Annotated in this window: 15 protein-coding genes and 8 pseudogenes; 8 read left to right on the plus strand and 15 right to left on the minus strand. The window is 35.1% G+C overall.

Going from position 1 to position 26,283, the window contains the following annotated elements:
- Positions 1-415: 415 nt before the first annotated feature.
- The gene (locus tag OPR21_RS08700; RefSeq protein ID WP_236514424.1) at positions 416-3,523 is read right to left on the minus strand and encodes an AIR synthase-related protein; all 3,108 of its coding nucleotides are present in this window, start codon (positions 3,521-3,523) and stop codon (positions 416-418) included.
- Between the two features lie 108 nt (positions 3,524-3,631).
- On the opposite strand from OPR21_RS08700, the pseudogene OPR21_RS08250 reads away from it, so the two are divergent.
- Positions 3,632-4,396, plus strand: a pseudogene (locus OPR21_RS08250) (recombinase RecB); the annotation flags it as partial.
- A gap of 145 nt (positions 4,397-4,541) precedes the next feature.
- Here the strand turns inward: OPR21_RS08250 and OPR21_RS08255 are convergent.
- Positions 4,542-5,498, minus strand: coding sequence for an IS5 family transposase (locus tag OPR21_RS08255; protein WP_265029893.1), 957 nt, complete (start codon positions 5,496-5,498; stop codon positions 4,542-4,544).
- Between the two features lie 147 nt (positions 5,499-5,645).
- On the opposite strand from OPR21_RS08255, the pseudogene OPR21_RS08260 reads away from it, so the two are divergent.
- Positions 5,646-7,547 (plus strand): annotated as a pseudogene (locus OPR21_RS08260) (PD-(D/E)XK nuclease family protein); the annotation flags it as partial.
- Between the two features lie 116 nt (positions 7,548-7,663).
- Here OPR21_RS08260 and OPR21_RS08265 read toward each other — a convergent pair.
- Positions 7,664-8,022, minus strand: a pseudogene (locus OPR21_RS08265) (IS5 family transposase); the annotation flags it as partial.
- A gap of 80 nt (positions 8,023-8,102) precedes the next feature.
- On the opposite strand from OPR21_RS08265, the pseudogene OPR21_RS08270 reads away from it, so the two are divergent.
- Positions 8,103-9,389: pseudogene (locus OPR21_RS08270) on the plus strand (IS4 family transposase).
- Here the strand turns inward: OPR21_RS08270 and OPR21_RS08275 are convergent.
- The 3 genes and pseudogenes from OPR21_RS08275 to OPR21_RS08285 form a co-directional block, all read right to left on the minus strand.
- Positions 9,385-9,681: pseudogene (locus OPR21_RS08275) on the minus strand (transposase); the annotation flags it as partial. The pseudogenes OPR21_RS08270 and OPR21_RS08275 overlap by 5 nt on opposite strands.
- Positions 9,682-9,703: 22 nt before the next feature.
- A protein-coding gene (locus tag OPR21_RS08280; RefSeq protein WP_236514306.1) for an IS5-like element ISWpi1 family transposase occupies positions 9,704-10,536 on the minus strand; the annotation gives its coding sequence in 2 pieces (ribosomal slippage) (positions 9,704-10,167 and positions 10,167-10,536; 834 coding nt in all).
- An 86-nt stretch (positions 10,537-10,622) separates the two neighbouring features.
- Positions 10,623-11,454 (minus strand): annotated as a pseudogene (locus OPR21_RS08285) (IS5 family transposase).
- A gap of 144 nt (positions 11,455-11,598) precedes the next feature.
- On the opposite strand from OPR21_RS08285, the gene OPR21_RS08290 reads away from it, so the two are divergent.
- The 3 genes and pseudogenes from OPR21_RS08290 (at position 11,599) to OPR21_RS08300 (ending at position 13,640) form a co-directional block, all read left to right on the plus strand.
- A protein-coding gene (locus OPR21_RS08290; protein ID WP_265029945.1) for an IS630 family transposase occupies positions 11,599-12,610 on the plus strand; the annotation gives its coding sequence in 2 pieces (ribosomal slippage) (positions 11,599-12,060 and positions 12,062-12,610; 1,011 coding nt in all).
- Positions 12,611-12,988, plus strand: a pseudogene (locus tag OPR21_RS08295) (phospholipase D family nuclease); the annotation flags it as partial. It lies immediately after the preceding gene.
- A gap of 109 nt (positions 12,989-13,097) precedes the next feature.
- Complete coding sequence (locus tag OPR21_RS08300) at positions 13,098-13,640, plus strand: hypothetical protein (RefSeq protein ID WP_006279913.1); 543 nt, start codon at positions 13,098-13,100, stop codon at positions 13,638-13,640.
- Positions 13,641-13,793: 153 nt separating this feature from the next.
- Here OPR21_RS08300 and tnpC read toward each other — a convergent pair whose 3' ends face one another.
- The 4 genes from tnpC to OPR21_RS08665 form a co-directional block, all read right to left on the minus strand.
- Positions 13,794-15,137, minus strand: coding sequence for an IS66 family transposase (tnpC, locus tag OPR21_RS08305; RefSeq protein WP_265022247.1), 1,344 nt, complete (start codon positions 15,135-15,137; stop codon positions 13,794-13,796).
- 234 nt (positions 15,138-15,371) lie between these two features.
- A complete protein-coding gene (locus OPR21_RS08310; protein ID WP_265029946.1) occupies positions 15,372-17,396 on the minus strand; it encodes a recombinase family protein in 2,025 nt (674 codons plus the stop codon).
- On the minus strand, positions 17,350-17,523 hold the full coding sequence (locus tag OPR21_RS08315) for a hypothetical protein (protein WP_265029628.1): 174 nt from the start codon (positions 17,521-17,523) through the stop codon (positions 17,350-17,352). The genes OPR21_RS08310 and OPR21_RS08315 overlap by 47 nt, the downstream gene beginning before the upstream one ends.
- A 91-nt stretch (positions 17,524-17,614) precedes the next feature.
- A complete protein-coding gene (locus OPR21_RS08665) occupies positions 17,615-17,875 on the minus strand; it encodes a Y4bD/Y4pK family protein (RefSeq protein WP_264329837.1) in 261 nt (86 codons plus the stop codon).
- A gap of 180 nt (positions 17,876-18,055) precedes the next feature.
- Between OPR21_RS08665 and OPR21_RS08320 the strand changes: the two genes are divergently transcribed.
- On the plus strand, positions 18,056-18,763 hold the full coding sequence (locus tag OPR21_RS08320) for a uroporphyrinogen-III synthase (RefSeq protein WP_077188389.1): 708 nt from the start codon (positions 18,056-18,058) through the stop codon (positions 18,761-18,763).
- Complete coding sequence (locus OPR21_RS08325) at positions 18,763-19,542, plus strand: exodeoxyribonuclease III (RefSeq protein WP_006279450.1); 780 nt, start codon at positions 18,763-18,765, stop codon at positions 19,540-19,542. The genes OPR21_RS08320 and OPR21_RS08325 overlap by 1 nt, the downstream gene beginning before the upstream one ends.
- Positions 19,543-19,562: 20 nt before the next feature.
- Here the strand turns inward: OPR21_RS08325 and OPR21_RS08330 are convergent, their stop codons facing one another.
- From OPR21_RS08330 to OPR21_RS08365, 5 genes and pseudogenes are all read right to left on the minus strand, one after another.
- Entirely contained in the window at positions 19,563-20,606 is a 1,044-nt protein-coding gene (locus OPR21_RS08330) for a hypothetical protein (RefSeq protein ID WP_077188387.1), read from the minus strand.
- 49 nt (positions 20,607-20,655) lie between these two features.
- Positions 20,656-23,232, minus strand: a complete 2,577-nt coding sequence (gene polA, locus OPR21_RS08335; RefSeq protein WP_236514385.1) for a DNA polymerase I — start codon at positions 23,230-23,232, stop codon at positions 20,656-20,658.
- A 171-nt stretch (positions 23,233-23,403) separates the two neighbouring features.
- Positions 23,404-24,506 (minus strand): annotated as a pseudogene (locus OPR21_RS08805) (IS3 family transposase).
- Positions 24,507-24,738: 232 nt separating this feature from the next.
- On the minus strand, positions 24,739-25,554 hold the full coding sequence (locus tag OPR21_RS08360; RefSeq protein WP_265029947.1) for an SDR family oxidoreductase: 816 nt from the start codon (positions 25,552-25,554) through the stop codon (positions 24,739-24,741).
- Positions 25,555-25,559: 5 nt separating this feature from the next.
- Complete coding sequence (locus OPR21_RS08365) at positions 25,560-26,204, minus strand: alpha/beta hydrolase (protein ID WP_265029948.1); 645 nt, start codon at positions 26,202-26,204, stop codon at positions 25,560-25,562.
- Between the last annotated feature and the right edge of the window lie 79 nt (positions 26,205-26,283).

Here is a 26,283-nt window from a genome sequence, read left to right on the forward strand (position 1 = left end):
ATAATTAAAGTAATGAAATTTGCCATATGAAAATTCAACTTGGACTTCAATTTTTCAAAAATAATTATGCTTGAGAGAAGAGATACTAAAATTGCAGTATATGAAATCAATATCATCAAATTAAAACTTTGCCATTTAAAAACACAACATAGCGCTGTACACACTATTAAGTTGTACGTAGCTTTGCTTCTGCCATAAAATTCAACCATTGAATTTACAACTAAAGCAGCTCCCACAAATAAGGCAGCACATATCATCAATTTATTTGAAGTGTTGAGTAAAGAAAGACTGATAAACAGGAGTATCGATAAAATAGACATAATTACCTACCCAAAATTAATAACATACATTCATTCTAAATAAACATTACATATAGTAAAAGAGTTATTTAGCATAATAAGAAAAATATTTTATATTAGCATGCCACATCTTTCAGATCTACTTTTAAAACATCCTTTATGTTTAGCACCTTTTTCTCTGTTACTTTGCCAATACATGAATAAACTGCACCTTCAAACAATTCTTCAAACCTCTTCTGATTTTGTGGTGCAATAGTAACCAAAATTCTACTTTGCGATTCAGAAAACATTATTATCTTGTTTATTATGTCTGTATTTTGTATTTTTCCTATTGGCACTAGTGAAAGATCGATTTCAGCACCAAGGTCTCCTGCAATTAGCGATTTTGCCAGAGCAATAACTAATCCGCCTAAGTTTGGTGCAATTGCAGAGGCAATTATGCCATCTTTTATTGCCTGGTTGTAACGCTCATACAACTTCCTAGCGCTCTTTGCATCAACTTTTGGTACGTTGTTATTACCTATTCCACTATATAACTGATATTCAGATCTACCAAGTTCATCAAGTGTTTCTCCAAGTACATATATCAAGTCTCCCGGCATTTTCACATCAAGCGATACCGCATTTTCAATATTTTCTATAATTCCAATTGCTGAGATGAGTAATGAAGGTGGTGCGGAGATTATCACTTTCTCGCCATTTTCATCATATCCCTTGAAGTCATTGAACATACTGTCTTTTCCGGATATGAATGGTGTTTTAAATGCAGTTGCAAAGTCGTAACAAGCCTCTGCAGCTCTCTTTAGCTGCCATAGCCTTTCTGGATTATAAGCATCACACCAGCAAAAATTGTCGAGCAACGCTAGATGATTTATATTTCCTCCTGCGGCTACATAGTTGCGTATCGCGGTGTCAATTGCACATGCTGCCATGTGGTAGGTGTCAATTTCTCCATAACTTGAGCCAAATCCTTGCGATTTTACAACACCTTTATTTGAAGAAAGAACAGGCCTTGAGACAATAGCTTCGCTGCACATTCTTCCCTTGCCTTGCAGTGGTTTTAACACTGACGATCCTTGAACCTCATGATCATATTGCACCACTATGAACTCTTTGCTGCAAATGTTTGGTCTGCTCAGCATTTCTTTTAGTTCAGTTTCTTGGCTTGATGTCATGCAAGTAGCTGACACGCAAAGGGTGTCATGCAAGTAGCTGACACTGGAATCCATTTCACATTCAATTCCACCATTAGATGAGTTTTGGCGTAAAATGTTTGCAGGCTTTACCTGCTGGATCCCAGTGTCAAGCACTGGGATGACAGGAAAGGATACAGCAGACTCCTTAGACCACGGCTTTGTCTGTAAATGCACTTTAGGATTACCATCATGCAGAAATTCAGTTCCGATATCCATTATTACTTTCCCTTTAGGACATTTAACAACAGCTTTACCACTCTCATTGAACTCTCCAATCACACAAACCTCCACATCATGTTTTTTCATGATTTGCTTAAACATAGGGAGATTTTCTTCTGGCACTGCTAAGGTCATTCTCTCTTGTGATTCTGATATCCATATTTCCCACGGAGCCATACCATCGTTTTTAAGGAGAACCTTGCTCAAATCAACTTCAAATCCGTCTTTTCCCATTTCACCAATAGATGATGATAGACCGCCTGCTCCATTATCCGTTATTGCATTATAAAGATCAAGATCTCTTGCTTCCAAGGCGGCGTTGGATAATTTTTTTTGTGTTATAGGGTCACCAATTTGCACAATTGTTGAAGGGCTGTTTCCCGACAAAGCCTCTGAGGAAAACGTTGCACCGTGAATTCCGTCCCTTCCAACTCTTCCGCCAATAATTACGATTTTATCGCCGTTTTTAGGCCCTTTGATGTGTGAAGGTGCGTTATTTATGTTGCGTGGAATAATTCCGACACTGCCAACAAAGACTAACGGCTTTCCACAAAATCTATCGTCAAAATATACCGATCCAAGTTGTGTTGGAATACCAGAGCAATTACCAGCAACATTAACACCGTGAATCACTTCTTTCATTATATATTTTGGCGGTAAGATCTCATCAGTGCGCTCTTTATCCCTATAAAACTTGCCTTTTGCTTCTTTGGCAAAGCAAAAGTAATAGGTATTCATTATAGGCTCTGCGCCTTTACCGAAACCAACTATATCACGATTTACTCCAAGCACTCCAGTCATTGCTCCACCAAATGGATCAAGAGCTGAAGGGCTATTGTGAGTTTCAACTTTATCTACAATCAAGTAATCGTCATCAAAAATTATTCCTCCTGCGTTGTCAGAGAAAACTGACACACATATGTCAGAATTTATCTCACGCGTTGCACGCTTGATATAATGTGCGTATAGGCCATCTTTTATTTCATCAATGGGAGAGCAAAAGATATTGTGCTTACAATGTTCAGACCAAGTTTGTGCTAGGGACTCAAGTTCAATATCATATGGATTTCTATTAAGTTTTTTAAAGTAATCCTTTATAGCTTTCATTGCTGCCAGAGAGAGCCCTAAAGTGCCATTACCATCGATTCCATCTCTGCTGATCTTTTCAAGCTCTTGGTCACTTACATTGAGGTCAACGGACTTAGTACTATCCTCTGTCATCCCAACCCTACCTTCTGTCATTCCAGTGCTTGACACTGGAATCCAGTTTTCATTATACAATTGCTTGAAATTTTCTGGATCCCAGTGTCTGGGCACTGGGATGACACCTTTTAATTTACCGTAATGCCTCCAATAGCAATTGCCGTTTTCTTTATAAACAAGAATGCAATACTCAGTGATAGGATTAAATTCTTGTTTTATATCATCTTCAGTTGCTTGACTTAGAATCAATTTTGAACTTCTTGCTTTTATACAAACATTTTCATCAATGTAGTCCTTGTTTATTAAATATTCTCTAACAATTTGTTTCGCTGTGTTGCCTACATTGTCAGTCATGCCAGGTAAAAAGCTTATCTCCAAGCCCCACTTTGCTTGTGGTTCTATGAAGTTATATTGAACTTCTTCAAGGTTTTCATTGTAGGAATAATAACGGCAGTCTTGTATGACTTTATTATAAAATAGCCCACAAATTTCTTCATGTAATTTTGATGGTAATTCTTTGCTTATGTAAATCAAGTAAACATTAACTACCCTTCTGCGGCCAAATTGTTCACATTTATTTAAAACTTCTATTCTGATGTTTGCCATGTAATATTGTGAAAGACTTTAATATATCATAGCATAAGAAACTGCGAGCACATTTATATTTTAAATAATTTCTATACAATAAAAGTATTGTATTAATTGTTACTGTTAGTGGGAAGAGTTTTTACTGTTAATGTGGATGAATCCCTTTTTGATGTGCTGGTTCAGCACATATTTTCTGAATATGAAAGAGAAAAAATTCCCGAGATAAAGGTCATACTTCCTTGCAAGAGGGATGTGATAGCGCTGCTGAGTGCATTCAAGAATTATAACGCTGAAAAATGCATAATTTTGCCAGAGATAGTTTCGCTAGAGAACATTGATGAGGAAGATTTAATATTAAATCTTGATAGAGTTAAAGTTATAAGTCCAATAAAAAGGACGCTGCTACTCATTCAATTCATATTGGAATGGAATAGAAAAAATAATGATAATTTCCCAATTGATTTAGCTTATAGCCTGCCATCATTGCTTGATAAAATTCAATCTACCCAAACAACGGATTGTTATCAATTTGATGAACATTCAAAAAAAATAGAGAATTTCATAAGCTTACTCACTGAGACTTGGAGTAAAACTTTAAAAGATTTAGAAGTAGTAGATATATTAAAACATAAGAGTGATTACATAAACAATATGATAACCTCTTTACAAAAAGACCAACATATAATCTTTGTTGGAATTGGAAAGGATAAGTCGTTAATTAAGGCTATATATGATCTGCCATTTGGAAAAATAATTTTGCCTAACCTGAATTTGAAAATTAAAGAGAAAGACTGGAAATTGCTTGATAAAAAACACTATCAATATTGCCTGAAAGATCTACTCGATTATTTAAAAGTGGATAGAAGGGATGTTAGTTTTCTGCCAGAAGCGTGTTCTGGTGTCATCCCAGTGCCCAGACACTGGGATCCAGAAAACTTAACTTTAAATGAGCGCACCAGGTGGCTGTATAATGAAAACTGGATCCCAGTGGGCTTTGTTGCATCGCTCTTCGGATAGTAGGTAACGTACAATAAATTCATGAAGCTATCTCAAACTTAGCCATGCCTATTTCAGTAAATTTGTTAAGCAAATAACACTTGAGTAGCAGTTCCTTCTCACGATTAATTTCAGATTTGCTCCTAAAACTAAACCCAAATGTCTTTTTTAATCGCGAGAAAAAACCTTCTATATAAGATCTTTTTCCATAACTCATCTCTTTTTTCCACTTCTTTATACCATCTTCATCATATGACTTTATGAGCTTGACTGCAGAATTTCTCTCAGCCATATAGTCTAACTTTGGATGCTCTGCTGCGTTGTTTTTCGGAGGAATTTTCGTTTTTATACCATATTGATTACACAGCTTATAGAGCTTTTCTCTGTCATATGCCCTATCTGCATATAGTACTTTTATGACATACTGAAAATCGACTTCTTTTAGCAAATCACAAGCTCCATAGTGATCAGAGTAGACACCGTTACTGTATTTTACAGCTATGGCTTTTTTGCTGTTTGTATTCAACATTACATGCAATTTTCTTGTCTGTTCATAGCTGCGATACTTTCTATCTTCGCTATTTTCTTTGCTATGACCAGGAGTGTTGTTGTATATACTAATTCCTGTACTGTCTATAGCAATTTCGATATCTTCCATATTATTTTTATCAATTCTGCAATCATTGATCTTAATATTGAGTTTCTTAAACCTTCTTGATGATTGTGAATAGCTGATAACTTGCAAATTTTTCCCAATTTGCTCAAGGTATCCTGCTATAAACCCAACTGTTTGCCTCAGGCCTATTCTAAATAAACAAGTTATTATGTGCACCAAAATTACAACTTTATCGCTATAAATATTGTTGCCACCTGGTATTTTTGGACCATTCTCGTACCACTTTTCTATGGCTTCGTTGATATAATGAAAAATATTTCCTCTTTTTTCTAGAAATTTGTTATATTCGCTATGGTTACTGACCCTCATTTTTTGTGGCATATTTTTTCTTCAACAGTTAAATCGCTATTTATAATGAATTTTGTCAGTAACTGCCAGTTCTTTTCACTTGAGCGATGCAACAAAGCCATCCCAGTGTCAGCTACTTGGATGACAGAAGAAAGGGCTGGGATAACAGGAAGTCCTGAGGAATATCTAGATTACGTCTTTGATACAACTGCCGATCTAAGCAAAGTTAGTAGTGGACATGTTGGCAATATTGAAGTCATCACTTGTGATTCCAGAGAGGAAGAAGCACAAGTGACATCATTAATTATAGAAAATGAAGGTTATGAAAACATTTCTTTGGTCGTCTTTGATAAATTACTTGCAGCTCGTATAGCATGTTTATCAAGGCAACACAGTGCCATACCGGAAAATTACCCTTATATAACGCTTCTGCTTTATAGTATCGAAGTTTTGACCTCAAATTGGAGCAGTGTGTCATTACTTTCGCTCCTTAAACATAGGCTAGTGACTTTTGGTTACACTCAAGAAGAGTACACTCGGATTTTATCTGAATTTGAAATAGAGATATTACGCAACTTTAGTACAAATGGCCTGAGCGATATTATAAATGCTATCAATGCCCATAAAAAGCTAAAATACAAAGAAGATATATTACTTATTATCAGTAAGTTAGAGGTTATATTTAATCCTTTACTTCGTTCTATAAATTGCTCTATTTTTGATGTGGTAGCAACTCATTTGCAGTGTATTAATATATTATCTGGTATAAATTTTTCAGAGCTAAATAGTGAAATAGGTAATTTTACCTGTAATTTTTCAAATGCATGTGAGGGTGTAGAAATTAAATGCTCCTTAGAGTTATATAGCCAAATTCTGACCTTATTTTTAGAGAAAGAGTTTTTCTCTGTAGCAAGTGACTTGAATAAATTCAGCTTATATCACAACAAAGTTGTGATACTTGCTGGATTTAATGAAGCGCCAAGCTTTCAAAGTCCGCTTTTGAATGCACTTACGAGAGAAAAATTTAATCTTCCTTCTGCGCAAGAAGAGCAGGGGTATTTTTTTTATACTTTACACAATTTGTTTTGTGCAAGTAAGGTTTATATTACAAGATCGCTAAGCCATAGAAAACCAATGCTATTGCAGCGTTTGGAAATTCTGTTGCAGGGGTCAAAATATCCTTATCGTGATTGGCTAAGGATATTAAATACGCCTGAATGTACTGTTCCATGTACTCAGCCTATGCCAAAACCTCAAACCGAAGTTAGAAAAGAAAAAATGCAGGTGATGTCTTGCAGTGCAATAGAAAAGCTAATTCGTAATCCTTATTCATTTTACGTTGAGTATATACTGGGCCTTAAACAATTAAGAGACTTGAATTTTAAGCCATCGATATTGGAATTTGGCACTATGGTACACAACATTCTTGCAAGATATTTACGCAACAAAAAATCTCCAATGAGCATTGCACGAGAAGCATTCTCGACTAGTCAGTTTAATTTTTCAAATATGTGGTGGGTAAGACTACAAAAGATAATTCAATCTTTTGTTGAATTTGATGAAACTCGAAGCAATTATGTTGAGTTGGAAAAGAGCTTTTCCTGTCCGATATTTCATATTCCAGCGCGTGACACTGGTTCTTGTGATCAGTATGAAACTGCTTGGATGACGAATAGAGATCTGATCCCACAAGAAATCTTACTGACAGCAAGATGTGATAGAGTTGAGTATCTACCAAGTGGGCAAGTAGCAATTATAGACTATAAGCTTGGTACACCACCTTCCAATGAAGAAGTGATGTCGGGGTTTTTTCCGCAATTAATTTTACAAGCCTTAGCGGTAGAACATATAACAAAAAGAGAAGTCTCAGAACTTGCTTATTGGAAACTTGATTATGATAAAATAAAAGTTATTTCTATACAAAATTATAGATACAAAATGCAAGAATTAAAAAATGATCTGCCTGGTTTTTTATCTAACTATTTAAGTGATTCCACACCCTTTATTGCCTCTCCATATTTTGATAAATTCTTGAGATTTAACAGCTATAAACAGCTAGAAAGGGTAGGAGAGTGGTTGTAAATGGTGTCATCCGAGTACCTGACACTGGTTTCTATCCAAAAGGGTGTCATCCCAGTGCTTGACACTGGGATGGCTTTGTTGCATCACACTTTATGAGATGGTGATTTATGGTAAATTCATGTAACTATCTCAAATTTAGCCATACCAATATCAGTGAATTTATTAAGCAAATAGCATTTAGTTCTTTTTCTCGATTTATCTCAGATTTATTCCTAAAACTAAATCCGAATATTTGCTTTAATCTTGAGAAAAACCCTTCAATATAAGATCTTTTCCCATAATTTACTTCTTTTTTCCATTCTTTCATGCCATCTTCACCGTATAATTTTATTAACCTAATAGCAGCATTCCTGTCAGACATATAATCTATTTCTGGATGTTCTGCCGCATTGTTTATTGGTGGAATTTTTGTCTTTATATCATATTTGTTACACAACTTATAAAACTTGTGCCTATCACATGCTCCATACGCGTCAAGTTAAGGAAATAAAGGTATGAAAGAGATAGAATAATAAGGTATAAGTTCTCCCAGATATACTTTTAGTGAGAGAACCAATGAATAAAATAACTTGCTTATCAAAAAAGCTCAAAGAATTTTTTAATGAAAAAGCAGAGAAAATCTCAATTACAACAAGGTTTATAAAAAGAAAGAGAAAGCTAAAAGGTTCATCATTCGTAAAAGCCATGGTCTTGGGTAATATAGGAGTTGATAATTGTAGCGTAGAAACAATGTGTCAATTACTAAACGAGGACTCGATAGATATAACAAAACAAGGTTTGGATTTTAGATTTACTGAAGAAGCAGTGGAATTTATGAAAAGGATGTATAATGAATCTGTGGTTCTCTTTAAAAATATCTTGCAAGTTGATTGCAAAATCTTACAGCAATTTAATAGTGTTAAATTATTGGACAGTAGCTATATTACTCTACCTAACAGTATGGAAGAGATGTATAAAGGTTATGGTACTAGCTACAGTGGCTATGAAAGCAATACTAAGTCTGGAATAAAGTTACAATTAGTTTTCGATTACATGAATCAGATAATAGACCAACTTAATTTAACGGAGGGAATAAGATCAGACCAGGGATATAGGAAACATTTAAGTAATATATCAAGCAATGATTTGCTAATATCTGATCTCGGTTATTTTGTGCCAAGTTCTTTTAAACAAATCAATGAAATAGGAGCTTATTTCATAAGTCGTCGATACCAACGTATATGATGTAGAAACAAATCAAAAAATGGAGTTATTAGAATGTTTAGAGGATAAGTTATTTTTAGAAAACGAGGTATTGTTAGGAAAAGAAGCAAAAATTAGAGTAAGAATTATATGTCAGAAACTAACTGAAGAACAGTCTATAGCCAGAAGAAGGAAAGCTAATAGATTAGCAAGATCGCAGGATCCTCTAAAAGAAATCAAAAATTGTTGAATTGGTATAACTAATGTTCCAGAAAATAAAATTAGTGCTGAGCAAGTATTACAGAGTAAGGTGGCAAATTATTTAAATTGTATAAAAGTCATATCAGGCTTGATAAGCTAAAAGGAAAGCCATGCAGAGTATTATGTGAACTATATGCTAAATTGTGCGCAATTCTTATATTTTACGGCATAGTTGGTTGCACAGAAGTGAAAAAGAATACAGAACTTAGCTTAACAAAGGCATTTATTGAGCTAAAAAGGCGGGTTAGAGAGTTATTTTTAGTATTAACCAAGATTAATAGTTTAAAAGCATTTCTTAAAAAACTCACTATAACTTGGTCGCGATTTTCATTAAAAGACAAACGTAGAAGGGCTAGAGTATCCACTTTAACCTCTCTAAATTTGCTCACAATCTCTTAACTTGACGCGTATGATCACATGCTCTATCTGCATATAGTGCTTTTATGGCATGCTGAAAATCAACTTCTTTTAGCAAATCACAAGCTCCATAGTGATCAGAGTAGACACCGTTACTGTATTTTACAGCTATGGCTTTTTTGTTGTTTATATTCAACATTACGTGCAATTTTCTCGTTTGCTCATAGCCACGATATTTTCTGTCAGTGCTATTTTCCTTGCTGTGACCAGGAGTGTTGTTGTATATACTAATTCCTGTACTGTCTATAGCAATTTCGATATCTTCCATATTAGAGGTTGTCCGGAAACTAGTAAATTCAAGCATATTCCCTCTTTAACATAACCCTACTCATAGCTAGGTATATGAAATTCTCAGTGGATGTTGTGAGTAAATCATACTCCTTCGATAGCCTTCTATTCCTATTAACCCAAGCAAAAGTCCTTTCTACAACCCATCTTCTTGGCTGTACTTTAAACCCTTGTTCTCTTGTTGGTAGTAGCTCAGGTGGCGTATCTTTGTGCACCCAAAATCTACATGGAGGCCTTGTAACAATTTCAATATCTATGTCATATTCTTCCTTTATGTGATTCTTTAAATTTCTTCCTTGGTATCCCATGTCAGCCCACATTTTTTTAACTTTAGTATATTTTGTTCTCATATTGTTTAATGCTATTTTAATACCATCTCTATCATTTTCGTTAGCAGCGCCTACGTAACAACCTAGTATAAAACCCTGAGTGTCTGTAATTATATGCCTTTTTCTACCCTTTACTTTTTTACTTCCATCATAGCCTTTGATCCCCCCTTTTCTGTAGTCTTTACAGATTGACTATCTACTATACAGGCACTCGGCTGCTCATTCCTTCCTATTTTTCTTCTACTATATTTTGTAATTTCATAATTCATTTTCTCAAAAATTCCCTGCTTCTTCCATTGCCTGAACTGCTCATACACAGTCTTCCATAGCGGAAAATCATTTGGTAAATACCGCCATTGACACCCTGTACGCAATACATAGAAAATTGCTTCTAATATTTCTCTTTTGCTATACTTTGGCGGCCTTCCTCCTTTCTTGTATGATACTCTGAAGTGTTTTTCTATTCTTGCCCATTCCCTTTCGCTTAGATCTGTTGGATACTTTTTTCTCATCTTTACCCCGTACTAAAATTTCAGATATTATAGCCTTTTACTTGTTTCCGGACAACCTCTTAGAGGTTGTCCGGAAACTAGTAAACTTAGGCATATTCCCTCCGTAACATAACCCTACTCATAGCCAGATATATGAAACTTTCAGTAGATGTTGTAAGTAAATCGTACTCTTTTGATAGTCTTCTATTCCTATTGATCCAAGCAAAAGTCCTTTCTACCACCCACCTTCTCGGCTGTACTAAAAATCCAGGATCCCGTTGTGGCAATAGTTCTAGTGGTGTATCTTTATGCACCCAAAACCTACATGGAGGCCTTTTCACAATTTCAATATCTATGCCATATTCTTCCTCTATATGGGTTTTTAAATCTTTTCCTTGGTACCCCATATCAGCCCACATTTTTTTTACTTTAGTATATTTTGTTCTCATATTGTTTAATGCTATTTTAATACCATCTCTATCATTTTCATTAGCAGCTCCTACGTAACAACTTAGTATAAAACCCTGAGTATCTGTAATTATATGTCTTTTTCTCCCCTTTACCTTTTTCGCACCATCATAACCTTTGACCCCCCTTTTTCCGTGGTTTTTACCGACTGACTGTCCACTATGCATGCGCTCGGCTCTTCATTTCTTCCCATTTTTGACCTACTATATTTAGTGATATCATAGTTCATTTTCTCAAAAATCCTCTGTTTCTTCCATTGCCTAAACTGCTCATATACAGTCTTCCATAGCGGAAAATCATTTGGTAAATCCGCCATTGGCACCCTGTACGCAATACATAGAAAATTCCCTCTAACATTTTTCTTTTACTATATTTTGGCGGTCTTCCTCCTTTTTTGTATGATACTCTGAAGTACTTCTCTATTTGTGCCCATTCCCTTTCACTTAGATCTGTTGGATACTTTTTTCTCATCTTTACCCCATACTAAAATTTCAAATATCATAGCCTTTTACCTGTTTCCGGACAACCTCTTATACCAATTCCCATTACAGGGCAAACAGATGGACAATGATGGAAGAAAAGCCATACTGAAGTAAGTAAAATAGCGAGGTTTAAATGGCATTAAGATCAAAATTATTGGATGAAAAAGTAGTAGAATCAGCAAAAGAAATGCTGAAGAAAGTAAGGAATAATGCATATGTTTCAAAAAAACTAAATGCTGTAATTGCAGCAAAAAAGTACAGTATAACGGCTGTAGCAAAAATATATTGCATTTCAAGAAGCGCACTAACTTCGTGGGTAAAACTCTTGAAAATTGGCAGAGAAGAAAAACTGTTTGCTCCTTCACAACGTCGTAGAAAAACTAAATTAAATCAGGCTCAACTACAGCAAATTGAAGAGTGGATAGAAGAAAATCCTAATATCACCATTAAAGAAATGAGAATAAGAATCCAGGAAAAGTTCGGATTAAATATCAGCAAATCTACAGTACACCGCCATATGCAAAAGATGAAATTCTCATATATTACACCAAGACCAGTTCATAATGGACAAGATAAAAGCAAACAAGAGGAATTCAAAAAAAAATCTCAATGGAGCTATTAGCAAGTATCCAGAAAAAGAGCTATTTTTCTTTGATGAATCACGGTTTGGCACACATTCAAAAGTTGGACATGGGTGGTTTAAAAAGGGGATTAGAACACAGGTTAAAACAAAATTAGGTAGGCAAAATTTCTATCTCTATAGTGCAGTTAATCCTAGAAATGGAGAGAGTTCTAGCTTATTTGCACCAAATGTCAACACTGATTGCATGAACATATTTCTTGAGCAAATTTCGCAATATCTAGAAACACGAGAGGCTTTTCTCGTTATGGACTGTGCTAGTTGGCATAGGTCAAAAAATTTAAAGGTACCTAAAAATATCGACATTATATACCTACCTCCATACTCACCTGAGCTAAATCCTGTTGAGAGGCTTTGGTTATATATAAAACAGAACATTTTGCGCAATAAAATATACGATACAATTGCTCTACTTGAGGGTGCTTTGTGCAAATTTATTACTTCTCTTGCCAGCTCCACAACTAAACAACTCTGCAATGTTTCCTATTTGACTGGACAACAATGAGAATTGGTATTAGTTCAAGAATATACATTTACTCTTGGAACAGTTGCAAAATCTTTGATTAATGCTAAAGAACGCGGTGTTGATGTTAAAGTCATCTTAGATAAATCGCAACTCTACTCAAAATATAGTGTTATAAATGAATTATTTTCAGGTGGAGTACCAATTTGGATCGATGATAAGCCAAAGATTGCTCATAATAAGATAATGATTGTTGACAATCAAAAAGTCATCACAGGGTCATTTAACCTTAGTAAGACAGCTAAAAAAGGAAATGCTGAAAATTTATTAATTATTACAGATTATCCTAAATTGATTCAGCAGTATGTGAAAAACTGGGAGGCACGAATGTCACAATCTTACAAATACGCTCCCAACTAATCGAGAGCGCTTGCTCAAAATCAGTTTTAAAAACAGCAAGGGAGAGCTTTTTTGATTGATTGGCATAATGATTATGATATAATGAACTAAAAATTTAAGGAATAAAGTAATGGATTATATAAATGATGCTGCCGGTAGCTACACTGCTATTCATGATTTTTTTCAAAACAACGGTGTTGGAGATTACAAAGTTCAATGCAATTATGGTGGGGTGCCGTATGCTACTGATGAGTACGTGCATTCTGGCGATAAATTTTGGAGTAATAATTTCATAGACTCACATTTTGGCAGGGAAATAAAAATGTATCCTCAAAGTGAACTTTTAGCTAAAGAATATGCTGGAAATACGTTGCCAGTTTCAATATCACTAGATAAGGATTTAATAAAAATGAAGGAATGTCAGAAAAAAACGAAATTTGTGGAACTAGAAAGGGAGTCAGGTGATTTAGTGCATGATAAGCAAAAGTATGTAAAGTGTTACACAACAAAGCTATCATATGATGATGTACATATTTACAATAACGATAAAGTTTCAACATTTAGCATAAAATACGACGTGCCAAATGATCCGAAATACAGTTTAAATATAACATTTACAAAGGTTAATGATAATAAACCAGGATTTTGGCAGAAATTTAAAAATATGTTTTAACGTGACCATTCACTGGTTTTTACTCAATCAACCAACAACAGTTAATATCAAATTTTTATAATTAAAAAATATGCTATTTTTTAAAACTTTCATTCTCCTTGACTCTGTCAACTTCACAAAACAACTCTGTAACCGTTCACGGAATATTCCCAATTAGGCAGGAATAGCGACTAAATTCTGTAGTTTCTGGACAGGATTCTGATCATTCAAACGTGCAGTCAAAAATATCGAAAGCATTCTTTCAATGAACTTTTCTCCACGTTCTGACCAAGTGAAAAAACTATTTTTACGATAAATGACGTACCGTCTAGCCTGACGTTCTGCAAGGTTATTGGTTGTCTCGATCAGATCAGGATTGCGCACGAATCTCCACATCATATCTTCAGAACGTAGTATATTGGCAGCCATTCTCGAGGCCTGAGTTCCTTTTGCAACCCTTGTTATCTCTCGCAAAAAATGTTTCACCCTTTTTCGAATCTTCCTCATTAACCGGAAAAATCTTAAATTGTCTATCAGGTTTTGTTTACGTGCTCTATCTACCACAAATACCCTGTTGCTCAGCGATTTTAATGCTGCGCCAATTCTGCTCACTTCAACATTTTTACTGTAAAAAAACCTTTCAAAGTCCCTTGCTAAATGGGCCCAGCATATCTGTCTGTTTTCACGATTAAAGTAATTATACGCAGCATACCTATCGCTTATAACTATTCCATCATACTCTGGCAATAGCCCTTTTAATATCTTCTTTCCGCGAGATCCAACTAACTTCATAAGTGTTGCTGTTTTATTCGTTACTACCCAACTCCAACCTTTCTTTCCCTGGTTCCTATGGCTTGTTTCATCTATATGTAAATACTTGCTTTTCCGTAGCTCTTCTCTTATTTTTTCGTATTCAGATATACATTTTTCTGATACTCTACCCTCGGTCTTTGATACCAAACCTAGGCTTATATTCAGATTAAATATGCTGCTCAAAATTTGCTGTACTTCCCTTTTTGAATTGATAAAAAATCCACTAAAACTGCTAATTACTGCTTTTGCATTAGCTCCTAAAAGATCCCTTGTCACACCTTCAGGCAGACTAGCTGAGATCCTTTTCTTACACGCCTTACAGTAGCCTTTTTGTAGCCTATATTCAGTCACTATCGGTTTAATTTTTGGCAATTCAACCTTTTGATGCACAGTTTCTTCTTCTAAAATAACTTGGCTTCCACACATGCAAATTGTATCAATTGAACATTTTACCACCTCATCTGCTACCATCAATTCCCGCTTGTGCGCTTCATGTCCTGGCTGCCCGCCTGGTTTTTTATCGCTCTTCTTTTTTGTCTTTTTGCGATATACATCTTGCGATGGTGGCAGCGATGAATTTTTTGAATTTAAACCCAGCTTATCCTCTAGCTCAATTATTTTTGTCCTTAACTTATCATTCTCTGCTTTCAGAGTACCAACTTCTGACTCCAATACCACAATCTTTTCTTGTAGCACCTCTATCATCAACCCCTCATCTATCTAGTTTATTGTTTTTTATACTAATTATGCAATTTTTGTAAACTACTTTCTTATACCGTGAATGGACAAAGTTGATAAGCCTAAACGCCATCATGTCTTTAGGAGAGTCTGCTAATGAAGGCTCTTAAGTTGACGCCATTGCGTGAACGGTTACGATGTAATTAGCGTCAAAAAAGTGTAAGCAGAAATTGTGGGCTTATTGGGGTAGGCACAATGACTTCATAATACACCTCCTTCAATTTGTTTTTGTGATTTTAATCTTGCAATTGCTATTTTAGAAGAGTTCTCAACACGCTTTTTTAACTCTAGTTCTTGTTCTGGACTGATAGATATCCAGAATTGTGGACCAATACGCCGTACATTAATAAACTTATGTTCAATCCAATAACGTACTACGTAATGACTAACATTGAATTTTTCTGCAACTTGCTTCACTGATAACTCTTCTTCAGATTTTTGATTACATAGTGCTGGAATCTTATGTTTAAATCGAATCCATTTTATACTTTTTACAGTAAATGGATTGCCTTTATTTGTTGTAAGTCCCTCTTGGTTTAATAGATTAATAATTTGCACATCAGTCATTGTTGTTGATAGCTGTCTTATCCGATTAACTATATCCTCTGAATGCCGCCATCTGTCATAAGGTTTCTTTGGTAATTGTACTTCTAAGTCCTCTGTAGCATTTGTTTGCCAACGTATATGTAGCACTGCTTTTTGTTCATTACGTAGTTTTTCAACAGTGATATCTTTGATTAGAAGTCGTAAAATACGCTTTCGATCTCTTGCACTCGTTGACTCTGCATTCCATAAGCGTGGTAAGTCTTGAGCTAGTGCCAACACTTGCTCTTTTTGTTGTTTTGTAGCTACAAGTACGTCCTTTTTCTTATATTCATCATATTGATTCTGTGCTTCTTCTAATGCTATTAGAGCTTCGTTCCAACGCCTCTCCAAAGTTGCAGCTACTAGGCGATTCGATGGATCTACTTCTTCATAACGTCTCTGTGCCAATTGTACTTCATAATCTGCTCTTTTTATTTGCATTTGCCATTGCTTGTCAAGCATGTTACCTCGTTGTTCCAGTTCTTCAAATGCTTTTACGGCAATCTCAATTTGCGCAGGTTCCATGACTTCTAATACTCTTTTTGCAATAGCTTTATCCAAAGGATTTCCATGAACAGAAAAACAGCTTTTACTATCTGCTCCCCACTTCTTTTTCCAATTACATTCATAGACAGTAAGAATACCATTTTTTCCTTTATACCTTATACTAAGGCGGCGGCCACAACAACCACAAATCAATAACCCCTGCAATAATCCCAATCCTTCTCGTACTGCTGTAGGTAGCATGTTCTCTTCTCTACTGGTTTGATTATTTGCTAAAATCTTTTTGTTTGCTATATATTCTTCCCATGTTATGTAACCTTCGTGATGGTCTTTTATCATTGTATGCCAGGCTTCTATTGGTAGGCGAACTACTGTTGTTTGGACCTGTCCAGTACTCGATAATTTTTTCTGATATCTATAACGGCCATAAACATAAACTCCAGCATAACAAGGGTTTTTTAATACTGCACATACTCTAGAATGTGTTAATGCTCCCCATATCAGCTTCCCTTTCCAAATACCACCATATGCTCGTTTTGGAAATTGTATTTTGTTTTGGCCAAAATGGTGAACCACTCCATAAGCACTGCCCTTTTCTCTAAATACCCTAAATAATAATTGAACTACACTCCTTACTTGCTCGTTATCGTCAAATCTAGTATTGCCTTCATCATCATAACAAAATCCTACTGGTAGAGGAAACCGAAGCTCTCCTTTCCTAGCCTTATTTATCTTACCTCCCAAAAGTCTAGCACGGATAAAGTGCAACTCTGCTTGTGACATCGTTCCTTTTAACCCTAGCAGCAATTGGTCGTTGAAATCATTAGGACTATAACAACCATCTTCATCGATAATTAGTGTATCGGTTAAAGCGCATAATTCCAGCAATCTGTGCCAATCGCTACAAGATCTAGATAATCGTGATGCTTCTAGTACAAATACTCCCCCTACTTTTCCCATTGACACATCTGCAACTAGCATTTTAAAGTCTTCTCTGTTATTAGCTTGGGTCCCCGACATTCCTAAATCACCGTCTAAAATTTTGATTGCTTCCTGTGACCACCCCAATTGTTGAGCTTTGTCTTGCAGTTTATATTGCCTCTCGGTACTCTCCTGATTTAATCTTACCTGTCCCATTGTCGATTGTCTCAGATAAACATAGGCTGGTTTTGATACATGATGATTCTGAATCTTGTGTGCTGTCATTACTGATATCCTCCGTTTTTATCGATTGTTGTTCTGCTATTAAATACTCGTACAACATATTTGCTACATAAATAGCTGCCTGAGTAGTATTTATGGAGGTCTTTTGTTTCGATTGCATAATCTCTTTTTCACAACTACCTTGAAGTTAATCATTGATCGTCCTCTTTAATAGCTTGATCAAGATTGGTAATTAATTTAACCAATTGTTGAAGATGAGAAAATGATAAAATAGGCGATAAATCAGTAAGGGTCTGATAAGGGTTAGGGTCTGCCTTGTCTGTCCAATCACGTGGAATACCTATTGTACCACACGTTAATGTTCTCAAACTAAATATATCCCGGTTCTTGAAGTTCTTTGTCGATAATATTTGAAAACGTTGCCCATTCCATGGATGAAATGGATGAGTGATAGTAGTATATCCCGAATATTGACTGGACTTGAGTGCAGTCCATTCTGACCGTGGGAGCGCTTAGTACTCCTACTTCCACATCAATTACTTGAATAATTGCTCAAGCTATCAAAATAAAAGTTTTTATTCAGTAATTTGTGTATAAAGGGTACTATTTTACTAGTAGTGAAATAAATCAGAATGAAGTCTATTTTATTAACGAGGCCTTTATTGGACTCGTTCAATACAAGAAATATATTGAGAAAGTATGGATACAAAGTTTTTATAGAACCAGTATTCACAATAAAGTACTTAAATCCTGATATATCTGCGTACGAATTTGACGTTGTGATATCTACAAGTAAAAACAGTGTAAAGGCTTTTAGTCAAATATGCAAAGAGGATGACTTTCCGATTATTACAGTTGGTAATTCAACCATGCAGGCTGCAAAAAATTTGGGATTTTCTGATATAATCTCAGCAGACAGCAACGTTGATGGTCTGATATCATTCATAAAAGCTCATTATTCAAACGCAATAAAGTTCTTGTATATAAGGGGACAAGAAGTATCATGTGACCTAAAAAAGAGATTATCTGAAGAAGATTTTAACGTAAGAGAAGTTGTACTCTATAAAACAATCATTAAAAGGAGTCTAACTAATAGGTGTAAAAATTTACTGTTGGATGGTAAAATTGGTAGTGTTGCTTTTTTTTCCTCACAGACAGCAAGGGTATTTTGTTCATTAGTTCTAAAAAGTGGGCTATCTCATGTGATGAATAATACAGTTGCATATACTATGAGTAAAAACATTGCTGATAGTTTAAAGTTAATCAAATGGAAAAAAATTATAACATCGAGGTTGCCTACTGGGGAGAGTTTAATTGATATAATTAATAAGGATTGTTGATGCTAAAGATTGCAACTTGGAATGTAAACTCCATACGTAAAAGAGTTAACCAACTTTGTAGTTTTATAGTTGATAGTCAGATAGATATAATTTTGCTGCAAGAGATAAAATGTATGGAAGAGCAATTTCCTTATGCAGAGATAGAGAAGCTGGGATATGAATGTGCTGTCTATGGACAAGTTGCAAGAAATGGCGTTTGTGTTTTATCTAAATATCCGATACTGGAGAAGTTTAAGATTGATATCGTAGAAGGTTATCAAGAAGCGCGTTATATAGAGTGCATAATAAAGCACAATAATCAGAAGGTAAGGGTGGGAAGTGTATACGTTCCAAACGGTCAAAGCCCGGACTCTCAAGCATTTGAATATAAACTCAAGTTTTTTGATAATCTATATGAAAGGATGAGCACTTTGTTAAAGAATGAAGAGTTAACTATTATAGCTGGCGATTATAATGTTGCACCGGATGAAATTGATGTCTTTGATTCAAACTTATTGAATGGCCAAGTGTGCTTTCATATAAGAGAACGTGAGAAGTTAAGAGCGATCTTGAATCTTGGGTTTAAAGATGCGTTTAGAATATCTCACCCAAATTTGCAACAATTCACTTGGTGGCATTATCAAGGCAATTCACTCAGAAATAATCAAGGAATGCGAATAGATTATATGCTGTTATCACCACAAGCTGTAGATAAATTGGAAACATGCTACATAGATGATAGATTGCGTAAGCTAGAAAATCCGTCTGACCATACTCCTGTTGTATGTGCTATAGAATAATAGCAGATCTCTTACACAATTCACTTTTGGCAAACCTGAGTAGTCTTACCTTTGCTGCTCTGTGGTTCTTCCCTTCGTTTGTTTTCCTTTCCTGTCCAAGATTGATCGCGCTGCTCACTCTTTTCGTTTTCCCTGTTGTTTCTCTGGGAAATTTGTTCAGGAACAGGCTGTTGTTCACTCTTTTCTTTTCCTTGGGAAATTTGTTCAGAAACAGAGGTGCCTTTCTCAACTTCTGTAACTGGGGTTTTTAAAATATCATCAATGCCCTCGAGAATTTTTCCATTCAGTTTTTCTCTCTTTTCTGTATCATTTTTATCTTGTGAGTTAGGGTCATACAAAGTACCTTTTTTGTTATTTGAAAAAAGAACCTCCACTCCTCCTTTTATGGCAAATATTGTGCCGATAGCAGTAAGAACTACTCCGAGTGTAGTAGGACCAAAAATTAACATTGGAATAGTGGAAAGAAGGACAGGAAAAAAGATCTTGCTTAAGAACGTTGTTACCATCTCTTCATCACTGAGTGGTGGTTCATCCTCTTCTTTTTTATCTTTACCTAAGAATGGTATTTTTTCTTTCATCCCATCCATAAAGGAGCCAGAAATATTTTTCGGGTCTATTTTGATCCCTCCAATTAGCAGCAGCAGCATTTCCAATACAAACTTTATGGATGAATCTTTAGCTTCTGTACCGCGTATATCAGCTACACAGTCATCTACTACTTCTTTTATTTTACCATTTTCTAAATTCTCTTCATTAGCTAATTTTTTCTCTCTAATTTTCTCAAATACGGAAAGTAAAAACTGAGAAAAATTCTCTTCACTGAGTGGTTCTACATCTTCTAGCTTGACATTATTGAATATAATTTGATTCTGACTTAGCATGAAAGCGAGTACTGCCTCGTCATCTTCCTTTAATTCTTTAGGTTGTACTTTGTTTTTTAGCAATTGTATAAAGGCATCATGGATTACCTGATGTTCCTCTTTTTCAAAAATTTTCTCATCTTCGTTAGTTACCTGAGTAGGTAACTTTGGAGGTTTTGAACTTTTTACTTGTGGGCCTGTCATGGCTGACCTATTTGCATTTGCTATGTTTTATTCTAACATATTTTTCGTATTAGTTCAAATGATTTATACTCCTAGAATCCACGATGTTTAAGTCATAATTAAGAGCCCAGTTGTCGCCAACTTTTATTTCTACTTCAAGTGGTACAGAAATTTCTATTGCATTTTCCATTATATCTTTCATAAGTTTTGCTGTTTCTTGTACCTTTTCGTCCTCTACTTCAACCAGTAGTTCATCGTGAACCTGGAGGATTATTTTACCTACTTTCAATTGGTCAAAAAGCTGAATTGTCGCACGTTTTATTATATCAGCAGCGGTTCCTTGCAGTGGTGCGTTTATTGCTGCCCTTTCTGCAAATTGTCTTATATAAGGAATTGTATTGTTTATGTCTCTTACAAAGCATCTCCTGCCAAACAAAGTTTCTACATAACCATGCAATCTTGCGATAGACACTGCTTTTTCCATATAGGCCTTTATTTCTGGGTAACAGGAAAAATAGTAATTAATGTATTCAGCAGCTTCCGCAATGGTAATTCCAAGCCGCTTTGCAAGACCAAATGGGCTAATGCCATATATAATTCCAAAATTGATGGATTTTGCTTTGCGTCTTAATTGCTCATCTATTTCTTGCACTCCAAAAACTTGCCTTGCGGTGATCTCATGAATATCTTGTCCGTTTGCAAAAGCTTCTTTAAATGCTGCAACGTTTGCAACGTGTGCCAGGAGTCTTAATTCTATTTGCGAATAGTCAGCAGAAATTATCTTATGCCCTTTTGGCGCAATAAATGCTTGTCTGATAAGATTTCCCTCTTCGCTTCTGATAGGAATATTCTGTAAATTAGGATTGCTGGAGCTCAGCCTTCCAGTTGCAGTTGCAGTCGTTGAAAAGCTTGTGTGTATTCTACCATCAAGTGGATCAACTTGCTTTATTAATGCATCAGTGTAGGTGCCTTTTAATTTACTTAAATGTCGCCAATTTAAGATTTTACTTGCGATTTCTACCCCTTCTTCTTCGAGTGCCTCTAGAACTTCATAATTGGTGCTATACGATCCAGATTTTTTTGACTTTTTCTTTTTATTAAGCCCCATTTTGTTGAATAAAACATCACTTAATTGTTTTGGCGAAGCAATATTAAATCTTTCTCCTGCCAAATTATATATCTCATCTTCAAGCACGGCAATTACCTGCTGAAATTTATCGGACAGCTCCTGTAATTTTTGTATGTTCAGTAATATCCCATTTTTCTCCATATCAAATATTACTTTCATAAGTGGCTTATCGAAGCGCTCGTAAATTGTGAACAATTTTTCCTGAAATAACCTTTGCTTTAGCTTTTCATGAATTGCTATTAAAGTTTTTGCCGAGAAAATTTCTGCATTTTCACTCAAATTATGCGCAACTATGTTTGGAATACTGTGATCGTGTTTTCCTGTATCCAAGCTATACGACATTATCATCAAATCATCAACTGAATCTAGCATCTTCTCTACTGTAGGGAAGATTTTCCTGATTTCTTTAATGTTATGTATTATTTTAAGCGCCCCATTTGAGAGTAAAGTTGAGTTAATTATAATGAGTGCATCTTGTATGCTGTCTTGCTCTATATAAAAAATATTACTTTCGCTATAAGATAAGGAAATTTTATTTAATAAGTTGTCTTCAAAGTGGCAATGAATTGCAATTCTGCCTTCATATCTACAATGCTCCAAAAATTTCTCTAACTCTTCACTACTATATTCTATTTTCTCTTTTGTGCTAGACCCATTATAGGAAAAAAGCTTTTCCATTTTACCTATTAAAGAATTGAATTCATACTTCTTTAAAAAGGATAATAGTTTTTCCATATTTGGAGGGCGAACTTCACATTTTGCAATATCATGTTGAAGGTCTACTTTTTCGCATAGTGATAAAAGTTCTCTTGAAATTAGCGCTTTTTCCTTATGTTCAGCAAGAATATTACGAATCCTCGTTTGCTCGATGTTATCAATGTTCTCTATAATATTATTCAATGAATCAAATTCATCTAGTAATTTAGCTGCAGTCTTCGGACCTATTCCCGGAACGCCTGGAATGTTGTCAGATGCATCACCAGTTAGAGAAAATAAATCAAGAAGCTTGTGTGAGTTTACGCCAAATTTTTCTATTACTTGTTTTTCATCTATATATATATTTTTAATGGGGTCGAATATTAAAATATTGTGGTTCAAGAGTTGAAATAAATCTTTATCTGATGAAACGACTACCACTTTAAAGTCTTGGTGGTTGGCGTATTTTGCAGCTAGTGTTGCAATTATATCATCTGCTTCATAACCTTCAATCTCTTCATAGCTGAGGTTAAAAGCTTCTACCGCTTCCCTCAGTATGGTGAACTGTGGAGTTAGATCCTCAGGAGGCGTTACTCTGTTCGCTTTGTACTCAGGATATAAATTGTGCCTAAAATTCTTTTTCCCTGCATCAAGTGCTATAGTTAAGTAGTCCGAATGGGCAATGTACTTAAGAACCATATTCAGAAAGCCATATACACCACCTATTGGCATTCCTGTTGTGGTAATTAAGTGAGGTAGTACATAGTAAGCTCTGAAAAGAAAACCATAGCCATCGATGATTGTGAAAGTTTTTTCTTTCATTGTAGATATTTATGCGTGCTTTTGATGGTCCACTATTTAGCTGAGAAAATCAAGTTTTTGTTTTTCTGCTTTTGAGCGTTGTAAGAGATTTTACCGAAAATAGCATTCATGATGGGGATGTACACATATGACCTTACCCAGAAAAAGTGGAGAGAAAGTGTGGAATGTTTTTTACAAAAAGAATGATGCATCAAATTGTTCTGGAATGCAATAGTTAATAGTGACGTTGTTTGTTATAAAAAATTTCTATGTATTCAAATATTGCAGTTCTAGTTTGTTGAGCAGAGTGTTGTGAAGTATCAATAAGTATTTCTCTTTTCAATGAGCTAAAGAAGCTTTCTGCAACAGAATTGTCGTAACAACAGCCTTTATTACTCATCTATATTCTTTACAGCTAAGAGATATTGATACCCTTGCGCAGTATATTGTGAACCTTGGTCACTGTGCAGCAGTAGATTTTTAACAGGTTTACGCCTATTAATGGCCATTAATAAAGAGTTCATAACCAATTGTTTATTTATTGCACTACTCATTAACTACCATACGTGAGAATTATTGCTGCCAAATATAGCCATCCCTCCTTGGTTTTGATGTAAGTAATCCCATACTTTATTTGGTTGATCAACAATAAAGTTTTGATCTAGTATATTGGGAGCTACAGCTCTATTATCTGTTTGTTGTTTTTTAATTTTAAACTTTCTTCTCAGTATAGCCCTGATGTCATTTTTCTGCATAATACTTTGCACCGTTTTCAAATTGCAACTTTTACCCAAAGCCTTCAATTCAGCATGAATTTTAGGAGCTCCATATCTACATTTAGAAACTTGATATATTTTTTGAATAGCTTCGAGTAGCTCTTTATTTGCTGATTCTCTACTGCTTATTTTTCTTGTGGTCCACTTATAGTAGCCACTAGCAGAAAATCCTACATAATTCCTGTACTTTATAGCAGTTACTATGCTCTTTTATAAAAAAATATTTTACTCTTTTTGACTGGCCAGGGCTTTTTTTTAAATGTCTCTTTCCCTTGTTACTCTTGCTAACTCTCTTTGTAAATCAAACCTCTCTTTGTCGTAAGGAGCCATGTTACCTCTACCTGGAAATGCATTTGCCGCTGACTTTTTTTCGTTATATTTCTTCATCCATTTTCCTAATACACTATCTCTTATTCCTAGATCTCTTGCTACTTTTGCAACTGGTTGACCTACCTTTCTTTGTTCATTTGCCAGCTTAACAGCTTCCAATTTGAATTCTGCCGTATATTCTCTTACCATTTCTAATCCTCCAAAATTTTATTTTACCCAAAAAAACTCTTTTCTTTCTCTCCACTTTTTCTGGGTAAGGTCACTATTTCTTAAGTAATTTACACTTCAGAGTTTATCTGCTTTAAAGTTTACTCTATTCTGTTTCAGCATTTGTCATAAATCCTTAATTATTTCTGACTTTTTAGTTCAGTTTTTAACCATTCTTTCCTTAACTTAATGGCAGTGACAATAAGCCTATCTATCATTCTGATGTGATTTCAGTTTTTTTTACATGCAAACTTTCTAATCCCACCTTGTAGTTAGGGTAAATTAGAGAGACATTAAGATCTTTTTTAATTTTAACATTACTTACTTTTTTTGATCCTAAATAAAAACTCTGTGCATAATCTGGTAGGGAAGAAGCCTCAATTGGTTCTGGAGGGCTAACATTGAGAAGTTTGGTCGCATATATTACCACTTCAGATTGTGTAGTGGGTAAATCGTCTGCACAATTGTATATTTCACCAGGTTTTATGTTTTGCATGGAAGAAAATAGAATATTCGATATATCTTCAACGTGAATACGAGAAAAAAAATGCCCTTCTTTTTTCATATTTCTTGCTTTGCCAAGCTGCAAGTCAATTAACACGTTCCTACCAGGACCGTATATTCCAGCTAAACGAAAAATATGTACAGGCAGTTTGCTATTTAGCCACTTCCTTTCAGATTTAAGGCGTTTTTCTCCTCTGATTTCTATAGGTTTTGTTTCAGATTCCTCATTCACCCAATTACCAGAGTGATCACCATAGACGCTAGTTGCAGACAAATAACCAAGCCATTTTACATTTTGCAGGCAATCACCGTATCTCTCCACAACATCATCGCCATCTGGAGGAATAGAAATTAAAACGTGCGTTGCGCTTTTAAGCAGATCTTGACTAACTTTCTCATAATTAAAGAGGATTACATCTTGTATATTTTTACTTCTTGATGTGCCACTGACTTTCCAGCCTAAGTTCAGTAATTTTTTCGATAAAAATTTAGCTACATATCCATAACCAAAGCAAAACAAGTGCATGAAAATTAATTTTTAAAATTCTTCTTGATAAATTCTACTCCTAATTTTATTCCCTCTTCATTAATAATATGCCCTAATGCATGAATTGGGTGTCCTTCAACATTTACTCCATTTTCTTTCAGAGCTTTAACCGCTAAGTCGAGGGACGAAAAAGGTACCACGTCGTCAGCATCACCATGGATAACACATATGTTAGGTTTTGACTTGATCTCTGGTGCAGTTTTTGAAGGTGAAAGAAACCTACCAGAGTATGCAACAACTGATGCACAGGATTGAGAGCGGGTGAGAGCTGTATGTATTGCAAGCATTGCTCCTTGAGAAAATCCAACTAAAGAAAGTTGCGTATCTTTTAAATTAAGCTCCTTTAATTTTGTATCAATGAAATGATTTACAATTGATGTAGCATTTTTTACTCCATTATATAGCGCTTCCTCACTACGATCTTCCAAGCTGAACCACTGATAACCATCACCTATTTCTCTCTTAAACGGAGCATTGGGTGCTACAAAATATGAACCCAGTAAAAACTTGCTCATAACTTTAGCAAGGTGAATGAAATTATCGCCACTTGAGCCCCAACCATGTAAAAAAATAATCAAATTTTTCTTATTTCCGCCTGCACAAATTTCTGGGCCTTTAAGTTCAATCATTTCTTTTCCTTTTGCGTTTATATTTTTATTTAACACTAATTTTCAAATTTGTAAAACCAATGTGCAATTATGTACACTA

This window comes from Wolbachia endosymbiont (group A) of Philonthus cognatus, assembly GCF_947251755.1.
GTDB classification, from domain to species: Bacteria; Pseudomonadota; Alphaproteobacteria; order Rickettsiales; family Anaplasmataceae; genus Wolbachia; species Wolbachia pipientis.